The organism is Microbacterium sp. cx-55 (genome assembly GCF_021117345.1).
GTDB lineage: Bacteria > Actinomycetota > Actinomycetes > Actinomycetales > Microbacteriaceae > Microbacterium.
The window spans coordinates 1763531-1782207 of sequence record NZ_CP088261.1; the positions used below are offsets into that span (position 1 = coordinate 1763531).

Annotated in this window: 16 protein-coding genes and 1 tRNA gene; 9 read left to right on the forward strand and 8 right to left on the reverse strand. The window is 69.0% G+C overall.

Annotation, left to right across the window (positions count from 1 at the left end):
• Window positions 1–44 precede the first annotated feature (44 nt).
• Window positions 45–305 (forward strand): 30S ribosomal protein S20, encoded by a 261-nt coding sequence (gene rpsT, locus LQ938_RS08260; RefSeq protein ID WP_223721071.1) that lies wholly within the window; start codon window positions 45–47, stop codon window positions 303–305.
• A 62-nt stretch (window positions 306–367) separates the two neighbouring features.
• Here the strand turns inward: rpsT and holA are convergent, their stop codons facing one another.
• The 5 genes from holA to LQ938_RS08285 form a co-directional block, all read right to left on the reverse strand.
• Complete coding sequence (gene holA / locus LQ938_RS08265) at window positions 368–1396, reverse strand: DNA polymerase III subunit delta (RefSeq protein WP_223721070.1); 1029 nt, start codon at window positions 1394–1396, stop codon at window positions 368–370.
• A gap of 9 nt (window positions 1397–1405) precedes the next feature.
• Window positions 1406–3766: a ComEC/Rec2 family competence protein gene (locus LQ938_RS08270; RefSeq protein WP_223721069.1), complete on the reverse strand. Its 2361-nt coding sequence runs from the start codon at window positions 3764–3766 to the stop codon at window positions 1406–1408.
• A gap of 4 nt (window positions 3767–3770) precedes the next feature.
• Entirely contained in the window at window positions 3771–4382 is a 612-nt protein-coding gene (locus LQ938_RS08275) for a ComEA family DNA-binding protein (protein WP_223721068.1), read from the reverse strand.
• Window positions 4383–4470: 88 nt separating this feature from the next.
• Complete coding sequence (leuS, locus tag LQ938_RS08280; protein WP_223721067.1) at window positions 4471–7050, reverse strand: leucine--tRNA ligase; 2580 nt, start codon at window positions 7048–7050, stop codon at window positions 4471–4473.
• Between the two features lie 47 nt (window positions 7051–7097).
• Complete coding sequence (locus tag LQ938_RS08285) at window positions 7098–8444, reverse strand: anthranilate synthase component I family protein (protein ID WP_223721066.1); 1347 nt, start codon at window positions 8442–8444, stop codon at window positions 7098–7100.
• Between the two features lie 41 nt (window positions 8445–8485).
• Between LQ938_RS08285 and LQ938_RS08290 the strand changes: the two genes are divergently transcribed.
• Genes LQ938_RS08290 through LQ938_RS08305 form a run of 4 tightly spaced genes read left to right on the forward strand, consistent with a single transcriptional unit; the run spans window position 8486 to window position 11877 of the window.
• Window positions 8486–9178 (forward strand): DedA family protein, encoded by a 693-nt coding sequence (locus LQ938_RS08290; protein WP_223721065.1) that lies wholly within the window; start codon window positions 8486–8488, stop codon window positions 9176–9178.
• Complete coding sequence (locus tag LQ938_RS08295) at window positions 9144–10235, forward strand: App1 family protein (RefSeq protein ID WP_374197461.1); 1092 nt, start codon at window positions 9144–9146, stop codon at window positions 10233–10235. The genes LQ938_RS08290 and LQ938_RS08295 overlap by 35 nt, the downstream gene beginning before the upstream one ends.
• Window positions 10236–10245: 10 nt before the next feature.
• Window positions 10246–10965 carry an SOS response-associated peptidase gene (locus LQ938_RS08300; protein ID WP_223721063.1) on the forward strand — a complete coding sequence of 240 codons (720 nt, stop codon included), beginning with the start codon at window positions 10246–10248 and terminating at the stop codon, window positions 10963–10965.
• A gap of 36 nt (window positions 10966–11001) precedes the next feature.
• Window positions 11002–11877 (forward strand): 3-methyladenine DNA glycosylase, encoded by an 876-nt coding sequence (locus LQ938_RS08305; protein WP_223721062.1) that lies wholly within the window; start codon window positions 11002–11004, stop codon window positions 11875–11877.
• A 41-nt stretch (window positions 11878–11918) separates the two neighbouring features.
• Here the strand turns inward: LQ938_RS08305 and LQ938_RS08310 are convergent, their stop codons facing one another.
• Entirely contained in the window at window positions 11919–13025 is a 1107-nt protein-coding gene (locus LQ938_RS08310) for a cupin domain-containing protein (protein WP_223721061.1), read from the reverse strand.
• A gap of 404 nt (window positions 13026–13429) precedes the next feature.
• Here LQ938_RS08310 and LQ938_RS08315 point away from each other — a divergent pair, with 404 nt between their 5' ends.
• The gene (locus LQ938_RS08315) at window positions 13430–14629 is read left to right on the forward strand and encodes an MFS transporter (protein ID WP_223721060.1); all 1200 of its coding nucleotides are present in this window, start codon (window positions 13430–13432) and stop codon (window positions 14627–14629) included.
• Between the two features lie 154 nt (window positions 14630–14783).
• The gene (locus LQ938_RS08320; RefSeq protein ID WP_223721059.1) at window positions 14784–15365 is read left to right on the forward strand and encodes a hypothetical protein; all 582 of its coding nucleotides are present in this window, start codon (window positions 14784–14786) and stop codon (window positions 15363–15365) included.
• A gap of 11 nt (window positions 15366–15376) precedes the next feature.
• On the opposite strand, the gene LQ938_RS08325 is transcribed toward LQ938_RS08320, so the two are convergent.
• On the reverse strand, window positions 15377–16318 hold the full coding sequence (locus LQ938_RS08325) for a LysR family transcriptional regulator (protein ID WP_223721058.1): 942 nt from the start codon (window positions 16316–16318) through the stop codon (window positions 15377–15379).
• 124 nt (window positions 16319–16442) lie between these two features.
• On the opposite strand from LQ938_RS08325, the gene LQ938_RS08330 reads away from it, so the two are divergent.
• Together LQ938_RS08330 and LQ938_RS08335 are read left to right on the forward strand one after the other, a co-directional pair.
• On the forward strand, window positions 16443–17438 hold the full coding sequence (locus tag LQ938_RS08330) for a putative oxygenase MesX (RefSeq protein WP_223721622.1): 996 nt from the start codon (window positions 16443–16445) through the stop codon (window positions 17436–17438).
• 20 nt (window positions 17439–17458) lie between these two features.
• A complete protein-coding gene (locus LQ938_RS08335) occupies window positions 17459–18496 on the forward strand; it encodes a methionine synthase (RefSeq protein WP_223721057.1) in 1038 nt (345 codons plus the stop codon).
• Window positions 18497–18556: 60 nt separating this feature from the next.
• On the opposite strand, the gene LQ938_RS08340 is transcribed toward LQ938_RS08335, so the two are convergent.
• Window positions 18557–18629, reverse strand: a tRNA-Ala gene (locus LQ938_RS08340).
• Window positions 18630–18677 lie beyond the last annotated feature (48 nt).

Consider the following 18677-nt stretch of genomic DNA (forward strand, 5'->3'; position numbering starts at 1 on the left):
CCGGCACGATCCTATTTCTCTCAAACGAAAGTCCGACGACACACGTGGCAAACATCAAGTCGCAGATCAAGCGCAACAAGACCAACGAGAAGGCGCGCGAGCGCAACAAGGCCGTTAAGAGCGAGCTGCGTAGCGCGGTGCGCCGCACCCGCGAGGCTGTCGCCGCCGGCGACAAGACCGCTGCGGTCAAGGCCCTCGGCACGGCGACCAAGAAGCTCGACAAGGCCGTCAGCAAGGGCGTCATCCACCAGAACCAGGCGGCGAACCGCAAGTCGGCCATCGCCAAGCAGGTCGCGTCGCTCTAAGCACCGCTTTTGTTCGAAGGCCCGTCGTTCGCGACGGGCCTTCGTCATTTCTGGCGCCGGTCTCAGGCGGAGCCATAGGGAGCGCGCGTCGCAATCACGGTGATGAGTCGCTCCAGGGCGAACACCGGGTCGCGGGAGGCGCCTTTGACCTCGGCGTCGGCACGTGCGGTCGCCTGGATCGCGAGCCCCAGCGCATCCTGGTTCCAGCCGGCGAGATCGCGCCGCGCGCGATCGACCTGCCAGTCCTTCATCCCGAGCCGCGACGCGAGGGCACCGGATGACTCGCGGGTTCCGGCCACCCGCGCCATCGTGCGCAGCTTCATGGCGATCGCCGCGACCATCGGCACGGGATCCGCACCCGACGCCAGCGCCTGCCGCAGGCTCACCAGCGCGTCTCCGTAGCGACCGGCGATCGCGATGTCGGCCACCGTGAACGCCGATGTCTCGACGCGACCCCCGTAGTACCGCTCGACGATCTGGTCGGTGATATCGCCCTCGACGTCGACGATGAGCTGCTGACAGGCCGCCGCGAGTTCGGTCAGATCGTCGGCGAACGCCGCCACGAGCGAGCGCAGAGCGTTCGACGCGATCCGGCGTCCTGCCTCGCGGAACTCCCCCGCGGCGAAGTCGTACCGGTCGGAATCGCGGCGCACCGCGGGGCACGCGATCTCGATGCCGCCACCGGTACCGGCGCGGATGGCCTCGAGGAGCTTCTTGCCACGCACGCTCGCCCCCGTGTGGCGGAGCACGATCGTCGCGCCGTCCTGGGGACCGGCGAGGTACGAGATGGCCTCCGCGAGGAACGCGTCGGAACACTTCTCGACGCTGCTGACCCGAACGAGGCGGGGCTCGCCGAAGAGCGACGGCGCGCTCACCGCCAGCAACGTCCCCGCCGTGTAGTCGGCCGCGTCGATGTCGGAGATCTCGAGACTCGGGTCTTCTGCGCGCAGGTACTCGCGAAGCCGCGATGTCGCGCGCTCCGCGCAGACCTCCTCGGGACCCGAGATCAGCACGATGGGCGCCGGTCGGGGTTCCCGCCATGACACCTGCGGGATGGCCGACCGCGGGGCGGACGGTCGACGAGTAACCATCGCTCCAGCCTACTCAGCCCCACCGACGCCGGGCGGCGCCCGCTCGCGCCAGAGTGTCAGGCGGATGCCGATGTCGGTCGACACCGTTCCGACCAGCACCAGACCGTCCTGATCCGTGCGGGCGATGCTCATGCCCAGGTTCTGCGCCATCCGGAGTGCCTCGTCTCGAGGATGCCCGTAATCGTTGTCGATGCCGACCGAGATCAGCGCGAGTTCCGCCCCGAGGGCGCGATAGAGCGCCGGCTCCTGGTCCGCCGAGCCGTGGTGCGACAGTTTCACGACGCGGTAGGGCGGATGCAGCACTCTCGACGAAAGGAGGGCGCGCTGCGCGTCGGCGCCGAGGTCTCCGAGCAGGATCGTGCGCGGCAGATCGGGCCCTTCGATCTCGACCACCACGCTCGCGTCGTTGCCCGGCGGGAACGCGGCGGAGGCCGGCCACAGCACCCGCCACATCGCGTCGCCGAGCGTGCCGCGCATCCCGACCTCGCCCTGGACGGTCCGCGCCGCCCCGACCCCGGATACCGTGCGTTCGTCCTGCGCCTCACCGACCGGACCGTGCACCAGGAGGTCGGTGCGACCGGCGAGGGCCGCGGCACCACCGACGTGATCGAGGTCGAAGTGCGTCAGCACGGCGACGTCGAGCCGACCGATCCCGAGCCGGTCGAGACACCCCGTGAGGAGATCGGGATCCGGCCCCGTGTCGACGAGCATGACCCGGCCCGCCGAACGCAGGAGCACCGCGTCGCCTTGCCCGATGTCGCACATCGCGATCCGCCAGTCGTGGGGTGTGCGCATCGGCACGATCACGGCCGCGACCACGACCGTTCCCGCGAGCACCCCGGCAGCGATCAGGAGACCCAGCGCGCTCAGGCGGCGCGCAACCAGAGCGATGCGTCGCCGACCCGGCCGGAGGATCACGAGGGTGATGGCCACGCCGGCCATCGTGAGAGCGAGGAGGCCGGGAAGACCCTCCGCCCACGGCAGGATCGCCCCCGGGAGGGCCGAGACCGCCTCCGCCGTCGCCGCGATCCAGGCCGCGGGCACCCAGGCGAGCGCGGTGAGTCCCGCCGCCAGAGCGGGGAGCGGCGCGGCCAGGCAGGCCGAGAGCCCGAGGATCGTGGCCGCCGGAGCCGCCGGCCCCGCGAGGAGATTCGCGGCGACTCCGTACAGCGAGACCCCGGGGGTGATGAGCACGATCAACGGGCCGCAGACGAGCTGAGCCGCCAGAGGCACCGCCAGGGCAACCGCGACCGCGCGGGGCAGAACACGTTCCAAGCCCCGCGCGAGCGGCGGCGCGAGCACCAGGAGCGCACCGGTGGCGGCGACCGACAGGGCGAAACCGAGCGACGACGCCAACCACGGATCCCCGGCGAGCAGCACGGCCACCGACAGAGCGAGGACCGCGACCCCGGCGCCCCGCCGCCCGAGGAGGAGGGCGAGCATCGCCACGGCCGACATGGTCGCCGCCCGAACGACGCTCGGCTCGGGGGTCACCAGGAGCACGAATCCACCGAGGGTCAACAGCCCGGCGGCAACTCGGGCACCCCGAGGCAGGCCGAGCGCCGCGGCCAGGAGGAATGCGAGGCCCACCACGATGGCGCAGTTCGCGCCGGACACGGCCGTGAGGTGCGACAGCGATGCGGCCTTCATCTGTTCGTCGAGCTCGGGCGCGACCTGCGAGGTGTCGCCCACCGCCAGCCCGGGAATCAGGCCGGCTCCGGGCGCCGGCAGACCGCCGCTCGCCGCGAGAAGAGCGGCCCGGAGGCCGGCGAAGACCGCCATCGTCCCCGTGGGAGGTTCGACCACCGCTCCGGACGGGCGGACGCGAACGACCAGCACCGCACGCTCCCCCGCATCGGCCGCGAACGCGGTCGCGTCGGCATGCAGCCGAGCGCCGACGTCGAGACCCTCGGGGCGCTCCTCGAGAAGAAGCGTGACGGGTACGCCGGCAGGAAGATCATGCGCTCCGGCGCGGATGCTCTCTGCGACGGCGTCGACGCGCCACCCGAGGATCGATCGCTCGGGTTTCGCCGTGATCTGCGCGGTGATCTCGAGCGCGCGCGACGTCGCTGACGCGACCGCCGCCTCGCGCGCCGGCGCCGCGACCGCCGTGGTCGCGGCGGCCGCAGCGGCGAACGCGAGCGCGACGATGACGACCGCAAGAACCGTCACCGGATCGACGGCCCGCTCGGCGCGGGTGCTCGGCCGCATCCGGATGCGGATCAGCAGCGCGAGAGCGACGACTACCAGTCCGCCGCATCCGGCCGCGATCGCGCCCGCCATTTCGGGGAAGAACGTCGACGCCGCGGCCGCCGCCCAGGTCGCGACGGCGGCGGGAACCATCCGGAAGGCTCGAGAATCCACCGTCACGCCGTCACACCGTCACGAGGTCGCGGATACCGGCCAGCATCTTGTCGCCGATACCGGGTATCCCCAGCAGGTCGTCCACGCTCGTGAACCGGCCGTTCGCCGTGCGCCAATCGATGATGCGCTGCGCGATCGCCGGTCCCACGCGGGGCAGCGTGTCGAGGCCCGCCAGATCGGCCGTGTTGAGGTCGATCTTGCCGCCCGCGAGCGGACCCGCCGCTCCCGGGCTCGCGGGGTCCGGAGCCTCCCCGACCAGCGGGACGTGCAGCTGCTCCCCGTCGTCGACGGTCCGGGCCAGGTTCACCGCCGCGCGATCGGCTCCCTCCGCGAACCCGCCGGCTGCCGCCACCGCGTCGAACGCGCGGGCGCCGGCGACGAGTTGATACAGGCCCGGCTCGGTCACCGCACCCGAAACGTGCACGAAGATGTGGCCGCTCGCCACGGAGGCGTCACCGGGCGCACTCGATGCCACCGCGGGCGGCACGACCTCCGGACCGCCCGCGGGACGCAGCATCCCGATCCCCGCCGTGGCCGCGAGCGCCAGCAGCACGATCACCACAACCGCTCCGGCTCCTAGGCGCGCACGCGCGCGCGGGGGAACCGGATCGGAGGACGTCACCCGGCCCACGGTAGGCAGTCGCCGCCGTCGAACGAGCGTCGGCCCCCTCCCGTGTGCACAGAAGGGGGCCGACGCGGTGCTGGGGAGGTTACGTCGTGCTGAAGCTGACGACCTTCGGCGGCCGCACGATGGCCCGGGTGATGGCGCGGTCGCCGAGCGCGCGCTGCACGCGGGCGTCCTCGCGGGCGAGGCGCTCGAGCTCGGCGCCGTCGATCCGTGCGGACACCTCGAGGGTCGCTCGCACCTTGCCGTCGATCTGTACGATCGCGGTGATGGTGTCTTCGACGAGCAGAGTGGAATCCGGCTGGCGCCAGACCGCGAGGCCGACGGACGGCGGGTAGCCGAGCTGCGCCCACATCTCCTCCGCCGTGTGCGGCGCGAACAGGTCGAGGATCATCGCCACGGCCTCGGCCGCCTCACGGACAGCCGGGTCGCCCGCGCCGGCACCGGAGTCGATGGTCTTCCGGATCGCGTTCACGAGCTCCATCAGGCGAGCCACGACGACGTTGAACTTGGTCTGCTCGATGAGCGACGGCGCCTCGGCCCAGAGCCGGTGCGTGACGCGGCGGAGCGCCGCATCTCCCTCTGCCCAGACGACATCGGTCGGGCTCGACACGTCGGCGGCGACGCGCAGCGCGCGCGCCAGGAACTTCGTGGCGCCGGTGGTCGAGACGTCCTTCCAGTCCTTGTCGTCTTCCACGGGACCCGCGAAACCGAGTGCGACGCGCAGCGCGTCGGCGCCGTGAGCGTCGAGCTCTTCCTGGAAGAGCACCAGGTTGCCCTTGCTCTTCGACATCTTGGCGCCGTCGAGGATCACCATGCCCTGGTTGATCAGGCTCGAGAACGGCTCGGTGAAGTCCAGGTGCCCCATGTCGTAGAGCGCCTTGGTGATGAACCGTGCGTACAGCAGGTGCAGGATCGCGTGCTCGACGCCGCCGATGTAGAAGTCGACGGGCGCCCAGCGCAGCGCCTCGCGCGATGAGAACGGCTGGGTCGAGTCCCCCGGCGCGAGGAAGCGCAGGAAGTACCACGAGCTGTCGACGAAGGTGTCCATCGTGTCGGGGTCGCGGCGGGCCGGCTCACCCGTCTCCGGGTCGACCGTCGTGACCCACTCGGTCGCCGCGCCGAGCGGCGATGCGCCCTTCGGCGTCAGGTCGAGATCGGCAGCATCTGGCAGGCGCACGGGCAGTTCCGCATCCGGAACCGGCATGATGCGACCGTTCTCGCCGTGCACCATCGGAATCGGGGTGCCCCAGAAGCGCTGACGGGAGATCAGCCAGTCCCGCAGGCGGTAGGTCTTCGATGCGCGACCGGTACCGGCCGCGGTGAGCTCGGCGATGACCCGGGTGATGGCGGTGCGCTTGCTCAGTCCGTCGAGCGAGCCCGAGTTGATCATCCGGCCCTCGCCGGTGAGCGCGATCCCGGTGCGCGCGGGATCCACGTCATCGCCGTCGGCGTCGTCGCCCAGCGGGTCGATCGGCCGACCGTCCGCATCCGTTTCGATGACCGGGATGGCACCGGTGATCGGCGCGGTCGTGTCGACGACCACCCGCACCGGCAGGTCGAACACGCGAGCGAAGTCGAGGTCGCGCTGGTCGTGCGCAGGCACGGCCATGACCGCGCCGTGGCCGTAGTCGGCCAGCACGTAGTCGGCCGCCCAGATCGGCAGGCGCTCCCCGTTGATGGGGTTGATCGCGTACCGGTTCAGGAACACGCCGGTCTTCGGTCGGTCGGTCGCCTGACGCTCGATGTCGGTCGCCTTCTGCACGGTCGACAGGTACGACTGGAAGCGCGCCTGCGCCTCTTCGCCGGCCCCGGCGGCCAGCTCGGCCGCGAGGTCGGAGTCGGGTGCCACGACCATGAAGGTCGCTCCGTGCAGAGTGTCGGGGCGCGTGGAGAAGACCGTCACCTTCTCAGCGCGGCCCTCGATCTCGAAGTCGATGTCGGCGCCGATCGAGCGGCCGATCCAGTTGCGCTGCATCTGGATGACCTTCTGCGGCCAGAAGCCCTCGAGCTGGTTCAGGTCGTCGAGCAGCCGGTCCGCGTAGTCGGTGATGCGGAAGTACCACTGCGTGAGCTTCTTTTTCACCACGACCGTGCCGCACCGCTCGCAGCGGCCGTCGATGACCTGCTCGTTGGCGAGTACGGTCTGGTCGTGAGGGCACCAGTTGACCGGGCTCTCCTTGCGGTACGCGAGCCCGCGCTCGTAGAGCTGCTGGAACAGCCACTGGTTCCAGCGGTAGTACTCCGGGTCGCTCGTGTGCAGCACCCGGCTCCAGTCGAACGAGACGCCGTATGCGCGGAGGCTCTCCTTCTGCTGGGCGATGTTGTCGTAGGTCCACGTGACCGGGTTGGCACCGCGCTTGATGGCCGCGTTCTCAGCGGGCAGGCCGAACGAGTCCCAGCCGATCGGATGCAGCACGTTGTACCCGCGGTGGCGCCAGAAGCGCGCGACGATGTCGGAGTACAGATAGTTCTCGGCGTGACCCATGTGCAGGTCGCCGGACGGGTACGGGAACATCGCCAGGACGTACTTGCGCGGGCGCGTGTCGGCATCCCCGCCGGCGCGGAACGGGTCCTGAGCGGCCCAGCGCTCCTGCCACTTCGCCTGGATCGCGTGCACATCGAAGCCGCCCTCGGCGGGAGCGGTCGGGAAGTTCTCGGACACGTGAAGACCAATCGATGTATGTCGGGAAAGTGCGCATTGCGCGTCTTTCAGGTTACCGGACCCCGACTCGCCCAGTCTTCGGGCAGGGTCGCGCCGATCGCGCGCAGCGGAGCGGACGCCTTGAGCGCCACTTCTGCGACCTCTGCCGCGGGCACCGACGCCCACGTGATTCCGCCGCCGGCGCTGACGTACGCGCCCCCGGGAAAGGTCACGACCGTGCGGATCGTCATGGCGAGATCCAGCCGTCCGTCCTCGCCGACCCAGCCGAAACATCCCGAGAACGCACCTCGCGCCTCTTCCTCGAGACGATGCAGGATCGTCATCGCCGAGAGCTTCGGCGCGCCGGTCATGCTCCCGGCTGGGAACGTCGCCGCCCACAGGTCGCCCACGGTCGCGCCCGGGCGCGGCCGACCCGCGACGGTGCTGACCAGCTGGTGCACCGTTGCGTAGCTCTCGATGTCGAGGAGCCGCTCGACCGTCACCGTCGCGGGATCGCAGACGCGTGCGAGGTCGTTGCGCATCAGGTCGACGATCATCACGTTCTCGGCGCGCTCCTTCGGGTCGGCCGCCAGGTCGGCCGCCAGCGCCGCATCGTCGTCCGCGCTCGCCCCGCGCGGCCGTGTCCCCTTGATGGGGCGGGTCCGGACGATCCCGTCGGCGACCTCGAGAAAGCGTTCCGGACTCGCGCTCACCAGCGCGACATCGCCGGTGCGGATGAGCGTGCCGTGGTGCGACGGCGACGCCGCACGGAGCGCCGCGTGCGCCGCGATCGGGTCGATGTCGCCGCGCACGGTGAACCGCGTCGTGAGGCACAGCAGATAGGCCTCGCCCCGACCGATCGACGCACGGCAGTCTTCGATCAGGCGGGCGTAGTCGTCCGCGCCCACGCGCGCGGCGGCCGTGACCGGCGCCGACGGCGGCGCGGCAACGTCGGCGTCGGGAGCGATGCGGATGCGGCGCGTCACCGCATCCGCATCGCCCGCGACGATCCAGACGCTCCGCGCGGCGTGGTCGAACGCGACGAGGGTGTCGGCGCGCATCCACGACTCGGCCGGAAGGTCGTCGGCGGCGACCGGTGCGCCGGCGTCGGATGCTCCGGATTCGTACCCGAGCCAGCCCACCCAGCCGCCGCGGAAGGGTCCGCCCGTGCGATGCGGTGCGTCCGGCGCTGCTCCCCGGGCCGTCACCGCGCCGTCGCTGTGCAGGCGTTCGAGGGGTGTGCGCCGCAGCTCGGCCGCATCCGCGGGTGATCCGATCCCGACCCAGCTCCAACCCGTCGTGGCACTCGGTCCCGCGTCGAGCCAGAAGGTGTGCGACGCGTCGAGGAAGGCCGCGTGCACCCGCGCGGGGTCGATCCAATCCTCGAGCAGGACGGGCGTGGCAGCGGCGGGCACTCTCCCAGGCTATCGATGCGGCACGCCCTAGGCTTCGTGCTGTGAACGATGTGCTCACCTGGATCCTCGACGCGGTCAGCGCGGTGGACCCCGGGCTGCGCATCTTCCTCGCGGGGATCGCCATCATGCTCGAGACGAGCATCCTCGTGGGACTCATCGTTCCGGGGGACACCGTCGTGATCGTTGCGGGCACCGCGGTCGAGACCCCGCTGCAGGGGATTCTGCTCGGAGTGGCCGTCGTCGTGGGGTCGCTGCTCGGTGAGAGCATCGGCTACTTCCTCGGGCGGTGGCTCGGGCCTGCGATCCGTGCGTCGCGCCTCGGCCGCCGTATCGGCGAAGCGAACTGGCGCCGGTCGGAGCGGTACCTCGAACGGCGCGGGGGTCCGGCGATCTTCCTCTCCCGGTTCCTGCCCGTCCTGCATTCACTCGTTCCCCTGACCGTCGGTATGACGGGCTACTCGTACCGGCGTTTTCTCGCGTGGACGGCCCCCGCCTGCATCCTGTGGGCGACGCTGTACATCGGAATAGCCGCCGCGGCCGCGGGCACGTATCGCGAGCTGGCCGATCAGATCCACTTCGCGGGCTACATCTTCGTCGGCATCATCGTCGTGTTCCTGGTTCTGATCTTCATCGCGAAGAAGGTCATCGAACGCGTCGAGCGCCGACACATGACGGACCCGGATGCGGACCACGCCCCGGATGCGACGCGGGCGCGAGGAGACATGGAAGACTGAGGCCGTGGCCGAATCTTCCCGACCCGCCCTGCCCGTCAAAATTCTCTGGCTCGCCCGCTTGGAACGTCGGTTCCACTCCTGGCGGGAACGCCGCGCCCGCGCGCGCGGTCTGACGCCGACGGTCAGCGCCTTCCCGGGGTACGGCTCCCAGAGCTGGGTGCGAGTGCTCGGGCGCGTCGTCATCCCGCCGCGCGGCGCGCGCGGCCGGAACGGCGACTACTCGGGCGTGCGCGGGTGGCGGAGTTTCGCCGCGGTTCCCGTGGGTTTCGCCCAGGTCGTCGTCACGATCGATGGGGTAGACCACGAGGTGGTCGCCGATCGCGGCGGAGTCGTCGACACGGTGCTTCCGGCAACGCTCGCGCCCGGCTGGCAAGACCTCCGCGTCCGCGTCGAGAACGGCGAGTCGACACGACTGCGTGTTCTGGTCGTCGCAGACGACACCACCTTCGGTGTCGTGTCGGATGTCGACGACACGGTCATGGTCACGGCTCTTCCGCGCCCCTTCCTCGCCGCGTGGAACTCCTTCGTTCTGAACGAACACGCGCGTCAGCCCGTTCCGGGGATGTCGGTGCTGCTCGACCGGGTCGTCGCGGAGTATCCCGGGGCGCCGGTCATCTACCTCTCCACGGGCGCGTGGAATGTGTCGCCCACGCTCGCGCGCTTCCTGCGGCGCCATCTCTTCCCTTCCGGCGCCATGCTGCTCACCGACTGGGGACCGACGCACGACCGATGGTTCCGCAGCGGCCAGGAGCACAAGACCTCGAACCTGAACCGGCTCGCGCAGGAGTTCCCGCACATCACCTGGCTGTTGATCGGCGATGACGGCCAGCACGACGAACAGATCTACACGGCGTTCGCGAGTGCGCATCCCGCGCAGGTCGCGGCCGTCGCCATCCGCCAGCTCACGCCCGCCGAGGCCGTGCTCGCCGGTGGCCGATCGACCGTCGACGACCATTCGGCTGCGTCGGTGCCCTGGGTCACCGGCGGCGACGGCGCGCACCTGTTGGAGCGGCTCGGCGAAGTCGGCGTTCTGAACGATGTCGGCGGTGCGGCGTAGGGTCGGCAGCATGTGCGGTCGTTTCGTCGTAGCCAACGTCGGGTCCGAACTCGTGGGTGTCCTCCGAGTCGACATCGAGAACCCTGAACTCCCCCCGCCCTCGTACAACATCGCCCCCACCGGCACGGCCGCGATCGTGCTCGATTCGGCGAAGACCGACCCCCCGACGCGGCGTCTCGAGCCGGCGCGCTGGGGGCTCGTGCCGTCCTGGGCGAAAGACCCGAAGGTGGGCGCGCGGGCCTTCAACGCTCGCGCCGAAGAACTCGAAGAGAAGCCGATGTTCCGGCAGGCGTTGATCAAGCGCCGGGCCGTCGTGCCCGCCACCGGGTACTACGAGTGGAAGGTGACGGGCGACACGAAGACGCCGCACTTCATCCGTCCCGCCGACGGCTCACCGATGTTCTTCGCCGGGCTGTACGAGTGGTGGCGCGACCCGGCGAAAGCAGACGATGCCGCCGACAAGTGGATGCTCTCGTTCACGATCCTCACCCGCGACGCCATCGGGCACCTGGGTTCGATCCACGACCGGATGCCGCTGTTCCTCGACGCCGACTTCGCCGATGCGTGGCTCGACACCGACACCGAGAACGTGGGCGACGTCCTGGATGCGGCCCACGACGCGGCTCCCGACGTCGCCGAGACGCTCGAGGACTACCCCGTCTCCGCCGCCGTGGGCAACGTGCGAAACGACTCCCCCGACCTGATCGAGCCGGTCGCGACCGAGGGCTGAGCGCCGCGCACGGCGCACACGACGTATCCTCAACCGGTGGAGACCGCGACGGAAACGGTGCTGTCGCGTGCGGATTGGCATGCGCAGGAGTCCGCGCACACCGATCGCGCTGACGCCCTGACCGCGGGTCGACGTGCGCGCGCATCGCGCGGGCAAACGCACCCGGTCGACGATTTCCTCTACACGTACTACTCGTACAAGCCGTCGGTGCTCCGGCGCTGGCACCCGGGCATCGGGGTCGCCCTCGCCGACGCGACCGATTCACCGCGCGCGGCGTGGCGGTGGTACCGCGCCGATACAAACATCCTGCGCGTCGATGCCCCGGCGTACGTCGCCGAACGCGGCGTTCTCCTCCGCGCGGTGCGAGCCATCCTCCGCGGGGCACTCGATCGCCCGGCTTCGTACGGATGCTTCGGCCTGCACGAGTGGGCCATGATCTATCGAGACGACTCCCCCCGACACGACGTGCCGCTGCGCCTGGGCAGCCGCGGCACCGACGACGTGGTCGAGGCCCACGACATCCGCTGCACGCACTTCGACGCGTTCCGGTTCTTCACCCCGGATGCGGTCCCCCGCAACCGGACGCCGTTGGATCGCCTCACGCAACCCGAGCGCGAGCAGCCCGGCTGTCTGCACGCGGGGATGGACCTCTACAAGTGGAGCGTCAAGCTCGGTCCCCTCGTTCCGGGCACAGTGCTTCTCGATGCGTTCGAGCTGGCCCGTGACATCCGCACGCTCGACATGCGGGCATCGCCCTACGACCTGAGCGCCTGGGGATACTCGCCGGTGCCGATCGAGACCGCATCCGGCAAAGCCGATTACGTCGCCGCCCAGCGCGAGTTCACCGCACGCGCACAACCCCTCCGGCGCGCGCTGCTTTCGGCCATCGCCGCCGCATCCGCCGACCTCTGACCGCGGGACGTCATCGGTCGGCGTCCGCCTCGCACCTCGGATCAGGTGCGGAGCGGGGTGATGCCCTGCGACGTGCGCGGGAAGGTCGCGAGCGTGGCCTCGTCGATGTTGAGGTGGGCCGCCACGAGCGACGGGGGCACGTGCGCGAGCCAGTTGGCGAGCGACACCTCCTCGTACCTGTCGGTGCGGAACACCTCGAGGAACTGCAGAACGTCTCCGCCGGTGTTCTCGATGTAGTGGCCGAGATTCTTCTTCACGACCCCGACGTCGCCCGCTCGAAAATCGGTCGTGTTCGCGTGCGGGCCGGTGTTGAACACCGTCATCCGTGCCGACCCGCGCAGGTAGTACTGCCACTCGTCGGCGTTCGGATGCCAGTGCAGTTCCCGCATCGATCCGGGCTCGACCGTGACGAGGGCCGCGGCGACCGTGTTCGACAGCGGAAAGTTGGTGCTGTCCGCGATCTGGATGCTGCCGCCGCTGTTCTTGTGCCGCGGCTGCGACCGCGAGAGCCGGAAGATGATGGGCTCCGCCGCGCCCCATTCCACGCCGGCGTCCGCCTGGTCCTGGGCGAGATCCCCCGGCTCGTCGCCGAGGAAGATCCAGAGGTTGTGCAGCGGGATGTCGGTGAAGACCTCCTGCGCCACGCCGAAGTTCTTCGCGAGCACATCGGGGGGCGTGTGCGCGAACCAGTCCGTCAGCAGCAACGTGTTGGACTCGGACTGATTGCCGTCATCGAACGCGAGGACGAATTCGGCGCCGTCGGGCCCGAGGCCCTGAAGGGAGTGCGGCGTGCCCGCGGGGAAGAACCACACGTCCCCTTCCTCGACATCTTCGACGCTCGGGGCACCGCTGCGGCTCAGCGTCGTGACCCGCGCCTTTCCGCGCGTCATCACCGCCCATTCCGCGGTCTGATGCCAGTGCAATTCGCGGATGCCGCCCGCCTGCAGGTACATGTTGACTCCGGCGATCTCGTCCGAGATGTGGAAGTCCTGTTTCGTCACTTCCCGGGCCCAGCCGCCGTCCTGCACGCGGCGCGGCGAGATGTTGAAGGACGACCAGAAGAACGGTTGGGTGCTGATGTCGGTTCCGGGTGCATCGATCTGGTTCGGGAACTGACTTGCGAGAACCGTGTTCTGCGGTCCGTTCATCTGGCGACTCTGCGGGTGCTGACGCGTGTTGATCTCGCCCTCGGGCGGAAGGTCCGGATTCCCCAGGACCGGGGCTTCATGATGAGGGGCGGCGCTCTCGGACGGTTCCATTCCGTACTCCTGTCTCGACGTGATCACGCGTGGGTTCAGTCTCGGAGCGCGAACCAGCGCGGGCATCCGTCAAAAGTCGTGACATCGTCCGGCCACATCCCGCAGGACGACTCTTCGGCGGCGGACCGCTGCCGCCCTGCCGGTCGCTCTCGCGGAGGCCGGTACGAGATGATGGTCGGGGTGTGCGCGCAAGGCGCACGTCCCGTGCGTGCGGCCGCGAGGGCTCCGTGCGTCGAGCGACGGCGTGTCCGCTGACGCTCCGGACCGCTGATCGAAGGGCAACTCCCGGACCCGTGTACTCCCTTCTGCTTGCGATCATCTACATCGCCTTCGTCAGCCTCGGACTTCCGGATTCACTGATCGGCGCCGGCTGGCCCGTCATGCAGCGAGACCTCGACGTGCCCGTCGCTTTTGCCGGGATCGTCACGACGATCATCGCGGTCGGCACGATCGTGTCGAGCCTCGCGTCAGAGCGCCTGACCCGCCGGTTCGGTGCCGGTGCCGTGACAGCCGTCAGCGTGGGCATGACCGCGGCGGCGTTGTTCGGTTTCTCGATGTCCGGTTCGTTCTGGATGCTGTGCCTGTGGGCCATTCCGTACGGCCTCGGCGCCGGTGCCGTGGACGCGGCGCTGAACAACTACGTCGCCGTGCACTACGCCGCCCGCCACATGAACTGGCTGCACGGGTGCTGGGGCCTGGGCGCGTCGATCAGCCCGTTCATCATGAGCTACGCCCTGACTGCCGGCGCGGGCTGGACGGGCGCTTATCTCGTCATCGGGATCGCGCAGGCGGTGCTCACGGTCGTGCTGCTCGTCAGCCTTCCTCTCTGGGGCAAGGTCAACCCTCTCGCGCCCAGTGCCGGACCCGCTGAGTCGGACGACGACGAGCCCGAGACGCGCGGGGCGCACGTCCCGCTCGGTCGGGTGCTGCGCATCCCGGGGGTCCCCGCCATTCTGGCCGCGTTCTTCGCCTACTGCGCGCTCGAGAGCACGGCGATCCTGTGGGCCTCGACGTATCTGGTCACCGAGCGGGAGATCGCTCCCGCCACCGCGGCCGCGTTCGCATCGCTCTTCCTCCTGGGCGTCACCGCGGGGCGTTTTCTCGCGGGGTTCTTCGCCGACCGGGTCGGAGATCGGAACATGATCCGCGGCGGCTTCGTGACGGTCGGCCTCGGAATCGTGCTGTTGATGCTTCCGCTGGGTACGGATGCGGGGGCGCTGATCGGGCTCGTCGCTCTCGGCCTCGGGTGCGCGCCGATCTATCCCGCGATCATCCACTCCACCCCGGTCAATTTCGGCCGTCGGAACTCGCAGGCCATCATCGGCATCCAGATGGCGGCGGCCTACACGGGTTCCACCGTGGCCCCGCCGCTGTTCGGCGCGATGTCGACGGCCTCCGGGCTCTGGATCTTCCCGGTGTTCCTCGCTGCGCTCGCTGCGCTCGGCCTGCTGATGTCGGAGCGACTGAACCACCTGGTCAGGCGACCGGCGTAGCGCCAGCGGCCTCCGGTGCATCGCGAGCCGCCGCAGTGCTGACCCCGGATTTCGCTGATCCCGGGCCCCGGCGTGGACTCGTCCTTCCGACCGGGGAGACGTCGCAGAATGAGAGACGACAGCGATCGCGATCGTTCGAACGAGGGGAATCACGATGGATGCTGATGCAGAGTCTTCCCGGCCGGAGTTGCCGTCGGGCACGGCAACGCCTGTCGACAACGCACCGCAGCCACTGATGGCGTTCACCTGGCGTGACGTGTGGCGGGGTGCGTGGGCAGCGTGGGGCGTATTCATGCTCATCGTCGTCGGTCTGCTGGTCGCCGTCACGATCGTGAACCCACCCAGCGGCACGTACGCGTCACTGGAGATGTTGGCGTTCGTGTTCTACATCGTCGGATCGGCGATCGTTTCGGCCATCGTCACCGTGATCATGGCGCCGATCGCGCGGGCGATCGAGCAGCGACTTCGCTATGTGGCGAGTCCCGGCATCCATGTCGCCGCGTTCGCCGCGCTCGGCGCGTTCGCCGCGCTCGGCGCGATCGTCGGCGTGGGATTCGTCGTCGCTGTCCTGGCGTGGAGCGCACAGTCCGGGGTGTTCACCGGACTGGAGAATCCGGTGGCGGCGTTCGTCGCGGTCGCGATCGTGGCGTTCTCTACGTCAGCGGGGTGGGCCTACGGGTACGGGCGGGCTCGTCGTGCGCGAGTGGGTGACGACGCGCAGACGCGGGAGGTCTGAGCGGCGCGGAGCTAGCCGAGCAGAACCACTCCGAACCCTGAGACGACGGCGCGCAGTTCGGCGAGATAACGCTCCGCCTGTTCCGTGAGCGGGATGGCGGAGTGGCCGATCCAGCCGATCTCGATCCGTTCATCGATGTCGAGCGGGATGGCGATGATCTCGGGGTCCAGGTCGTCGCTGATGATGCCCGTCGAGATCGTGTAGCCGTCGAGTCCGATCATGAGGTTGAAGATCGTCGCGCGGTCGGAGACCCGGATCTCCTGCGCACTCGAGAGCGTCGAAAGGATCTCCTCGGCGAAGTAGAACGAGTTGTTCGCACCCTGGTCGAAGGTGAGTCGTGGCGAGTCGGCGAGGTCGGCGAGGGTGACGCGCTCCCGCGCGGCGAGCGGGTTGTTCCGGGAGATGAAGATGTGCGGCTCGGCGAGGAACAGCGGGTGGAAGATCAACCCGGAGTCCCGGAGCAGTTTGTCGATAACGTTCCGGTTGAAGTCGTTCCGGTAGAGGATGCCGAGTTCGCTGCGGAGCGTGCGGACGTCTTCGATGATGTCCCAGGTGCGGGTCTCCCGGAGCGAGAACTCGTACTCGGCTGCGCCGCTACTCTTCACCATTCGAACGAACGCGTCGACGACGAACGAGTAGTGCTGTGCCGAGACGCCGAGCAGGCGACGGGACGGCGGCCGACCGAGATAGCGCTGCTCGAGGAGGGCCACCTGTTCGGTGACCTGCCGCGCGTAGCCGAGGAACTCGGCCCCCTCGGCGGTGAGTGTCACGCCCCGCGCCGAGCGCAGGAGAAGGGCGTGGCCCACCCGCGCCTCCAGGTCCTTCATCGCCGCCGACATCGTCGGTTGCGAGACGTAGAGCAGGTCGGCCGCGGCGCTGATGGATCCCTCCGCAGCAACCTCGACGAAGTAATGCAACTGCTGGAGCGTGATTGCTCCTGATCCGCGAGCCATAGATAGAACCTATAGGACCGCATAGCCTGGCCAAGTTACTCGATAGTTCCGGAGGGCCTGCACGATGGAGCGACAGACTTCCGCAAGGCCGAGCCCGGCCGACCAGCCACCGGATTGGCCGCTCATGGCGAACGACTTCGCGTTCCACATCACCACCACCCGCTTCGATGAGGACTACGCTCCGTCCGACAGCTCACGGATCACGACGAACTTCGCCAACCTGGCCCGAGGCGCGCACCGCCGGCAGAATCTCCGCAACGCCCTGACGATGATCGACCGCCGATTCAACGATCTCGCACCCGAAGACAACCCGAACCGGGACCGATACGGAGTCGAGCTCGAGATCGTCTCGGTCGAGGTGAAATTCGCTGCGGCAGGCGCGGATCAGATCTTCCCGCTGCTCGAGGTTCTCGACGTCCATATCGTCGACCACCGGACCGGCGAACGCCATCACGGGATCGTGGGGAACAACTTCTCGTCCTACGTCCGCGATTACGACTTCAGCATCCGCCTGCCAGCGGCGACGGCGGCCGCAGGAACCTTCACGGTGCCCGATGACTTCGGCGAGCTGCACGGCAAGCTGTTCCAGCACTTCCTCGAGTCGCCCGAGTACCGGGAACGGTTCCTGACGCCGCCGGTGATCTGCATCAGCGTCTCCACCAGCAAGACCTACCGCCGGGGCGACTATCGCCATCCGGTGCTCGGCGTCGAGTACCTGCAGGATGACGACTCCCTGACGGACGCGTACTTCGCGCGGATGGGGCTGCGCGTTCGATACTTCATGCCCCCCGGAGGCGTCGCGCCCCTCGCGTTCTACTTCCGCGGTGATCTCCCGAACGACTACTCCGACCTTCAGCTCGCCGGCACGATCGGCACCATGGAGACGTTCCAGAAGATCTACCGACCGGAGATCTACAACGCGAACTCTTCCGCCGCGCACCTCTATCGACCGAGTCTGGAGGGGCAGGACTACACGCCGACAGAGATCGCCTACGACCGCGACGAGCGAAATCGGCTCGCCGCGACGCAGGGCAAGTACACCGAGGAACACTTCATCACCCCCCACCGGACAGCGCTGGAGCAGTGGGCCGCCAACTACCCCGCGCCCGTCGTCCGATGAACAGCGGAGAGACATCGATCATGCACACGCTCTTGCCCACCTCCATCGTCGGCAGCCTGCCGAAGCCGTCGTGGCTCGCACAGCCGGAGACACTCTGGTCTCCGTGGAAACTGGAGGGTGCGTCCCTCGCCGAGGGCAAACAGGATGCGTTGCGCAGCGCCGTCCAGGAGCAGCGTCTGCGTGGCATCGACATCATCAGCGACGGTGAGCAGACCCGCCAGCACTTCGTCACGACGTTCATCGAGCACCTCAGCGGCGTCGATTTCGCGCAGCGCGAGACCGTGCGCATCCGCAATCGCTACGACGCGAGCGTGCCGACCGTCGTCGGCGCCGTGAGCCGGGAGAAGCCCGTCTTCGTCGAGGACGCGAAATTCCTCCGCCAACAGACGGACCAGCCCATCAAATGGGCGCTCCCCGGCCCGATGACGATGATCGACACGCTGTGCGACCGCCACTATAAGAGTCGCGAGAAGTTGGCGTGGGAGTTCGCGACCATCCTCAATCAGGAGGCGAAAGAGCTCGAGGCTGCGGGGGTCGACATCATCCAGTTCGACGAACCCTCGTTCAACGTCTTCTTCGACGAGGTTCAGGACTGGGGTGTCGCGACGCTCGAGAGGGCCACGGAAGGACTGCGCGCCCACACCGCCGTCCACATCTGTTACGGATACGGGATCAAGGCGAACACCGACTGGAAAGCGTCCCTCGGGGCGGAGTGGCGCCAGTACGAGGAGTTCTTCCCGCTTCTGCAACGGTCGACCGTCGACATCGTCTCGTTGGAATGCCAGAACTCCCACGTCCCCATCGACCTCATCGAGCTCATCCGCGGCAAGAAGGTCATGCTCGGCGCCATCGACGTGGCGAGCGAGCGCATCGAGAGTCCCGAGGACGTCGCCGACACCCTTCGGAAAGCACTCGCCTTCGTCGACGCGGACAACCTCATCCCGAGCACGAACTGCGGCATGGCACCGCTCCCCCGCGACGTCTCACTCCAGAAGCTCAGCGCGCTCAGCGCGGGCGCCGAGATCGTCCGTCAGGAGCTCGCGGCAGCACAGTCCTGACCCGCCCCCACCGAACGCTAAAAGAACCCCGGTCAGCGACTGACCGGGGTTCCTCGTGGGTGGACCTGAGGGGACTCGAACCCCTGACCCCCTGCATGCCATGCAGGTGCGCTACCAGCTGCGCCACAGGCCCTTAACCTTCGCCCCTGTCGGGGCAACCCCCCTAGCGTACTACATCCGA